General features: G+C 68.2%; 2 protein-coding genes. Both read right to left on the bottom strand.

Annotation, left to right across the window (positions count from 1 at the left end):
- Window positions 1–383, bottom strand: a 383-nt coding sequence (locus AB0O00_RS36030; protein ID WP_363658923.1) for a hypothetical protein, incomplete at its 3' end; no start/stop codon positions are given.
- Window positions 384–385: 2 nt separating this feature from the next.
- A partial coding sequence (locus tag AB0O00_RS36025) for a neuraminidase-like domain-containing protein (RefSeq protein WP_363658922.1) occupies window positions 386–2,376 on the bottom strand: 1,991 nt, incomplete at its 5' end.

Raw genomic sequence — 2,376 nt, 5'->3', positions numbered from 1 at the left:
GTCGTGCCCTCGGCCAGCTCGGTCGTATCACTGCCGACCCCGATCGTGACAGCCGTGAACAGGGTGATCCGGGCGGATGCGGCGACGATGACGACGGCGGCGGCCGGCAGGCTCACCCGGACGCCGCCGGGCAGTGAGCTGCCATCGCTCGCCCGCAGGGTGTCGGCGGCCAGGAGCTCACGGGTGCTGCCGCGCAGCAGCCGGCTGGTCAGCTCCCTGACGTACGGGTGCTGGTGCAGTGTGAACGTGATCCGGTAGTCCCGTTCGGTGTACTGCCGATGCCGCAACAACGCCTCGATCACGGCATCCGGAATTCCCAGCGGCAGGTCCTCGCTCTCGCCGAGCACGTGGAATGCGGTGGCCGCGGTCTTGAGGTCCCTCATGGTCAGCTCCCTTCGAGCAGCTGCGACGCGGCGACGTTTCCGAGGATCGCCCGGCTCGCACCGGATCCGCCGACGATGCCGAGTCCGACGGGCTGTGGCGCGGCCGCTGCGGTCTGGCTGGTCAGTACCTGGGTGAGCCCGACGCCGGGTGCGACATCCGGTGCGAAGACGCCAGAGCCGTTGATACGGGTGGTGTCCAGCTCGACCAGCCGCGTCCCGGCGGCCGGGTGGATGATCACATCGTCGAAGGCCAGCGCGGTGACGTCGTTCAGCAGCCAGTCCGGTTGCCCGTCGCCCGGTAGGGGCGGCTTCGGGAAGATGCCGTTCACGCCGTTCTTCAGGGCCAGCAGGTGCAGGTCCGGGCGAGCGGGTTCGATCGCGAGGTGATCGAGAATGTCGTGGAGATGGAAGATGTCTCCGGAGGGCGCCGGGACGGCGACCCATTCCTCCCATTCCGCCACTGTGCGCTCTCTCACGACCGGCTCACCGAACAGCGTGTACTGGTTGTCCTGGAAGAACACCGGCCGGATCAGTGGCGCGACCTCCGGCGGTGGGCCGACGATGTCGCTGTTGGGCTCCAGCAGACTGTAGACCCCCGGAGGGTTGAGCAACGGCACGTTCTCCGTCGTACTGGTGACGCTCAATCCGATCTCGGCATGCCGACGCTCGACAGAGACGGTCAGCGGTCCGTCACCGGCCCGCAGGGTGGCCCTGACTCCGGTCGCGCTGTAGGGAGACGCCGTGGCGGCCGGCGCGTCGCCGGGGACGGGCGAGCTGTTGCGGCTCTGAAGGTAGAAGGCCGCGTCGAACGGATGACCGAGGCTGACGAAGACGCCACGTTCCTCGCCCTCCTCGGTGAACGCCTCCTTCGCCACCCTGATCGGGGTGGAACTCGGCGGGATACGGCTCGCGCTTCCCTGCGGATGGCCGGGGCCGACGAGGGCGCCGAGATCCTTGGCGATCGTCCCCTTCGCCGTAAAGCTCAGGATGGAATGTGTCGGGGTGTGGCCCGTACTCACCAGGCACTGGTTCGTAACCGGGTCGGCGCTGCCGCTGCTCGGGTTGCTCCACGCGCCGTTGACGTAGTCGCTCCAGTGCAGCTGAGCGATGGTCGTGAGGCTCGGCGGTGGGATGGTGATCGACGTCGTGACGACCGTGGTTGTCGTCGACTCGGTGGCCACGGTGCTGAAGGTGACCCAGAACAGCCGCAGCCGTCCGTGCCAGACGACCGGAGCGAGGTGATCACCCTGGATGTCGAGCCCGACCGGCTCCCACGGAGTCCACGCACCGTGGACGTAGCGGCGGTAGAAGTAGGCGGCCGGGGTGCCGGAGGTGCGGCCGAACACGTGCAGTGTGCGCAGCTTCCGTTCCGGGTCGTCCTCCAGATGGGAGGCGACGATGTCCAGTGAGGCGAGCTGGTCGAGCTTGGTGAGGTACGTCAGGAACGCGCCCTCGACCAGGTCGCTGGAGACGTCCCCCTCCAGCAGGGTGCTCTCGAGTTCGGTGAACAGGTGCGTCTTCTGGTCCCGGAACTCCTCCTCCAGCCAGTACTCCGGGTGCAGGAAGATCTCCCGGTCGCCCCGCCAGAGGGTCTGGCGGCGCATCACCTCCCACCGCTTGGCGTTGATCGCCTCAGGTGGCACGTTAGGCACCAGCTTGAGCAGGATCCGCTGGATGAACAGCTTCACGGACGCCGTCGCCAACCGGATCCGTGAGGTCTGCACCACCGGTTCCATCCCGGGATCGAGCAGGAAGTAGTCGTAGAGCTGCTCCAGCGAGGACACGCCCACGGCGTGCATGGTGTAGGCCACCAGCGCATCTCGGCGGCGGGCCCGGAGCCGGTCGAAAACCGGTTGGGCGAGCCGCTGCCAGGCGGTCGGCTCGAGCGTCGCCTTGAGCGTGTCCGTCACGTCGGCGACGATGGCGGCCCGTACCGGCTGGCTGTTGTCGCGCACGATGCGACACCAGCCAGCCACCGCGTCGGCGGGCACCC

Source organism: Kitasatospora sp. NPDC093558 (assembly GCF_040683475.1).
GTDB lineage: Bacteria > Actinomycetota > Actinomycetes > Streptomycetales > Streptomycetaceae > Kitasatospora.
This window is presented reverse-complemented; position numbering and strand designations above follow the sequence as displayed.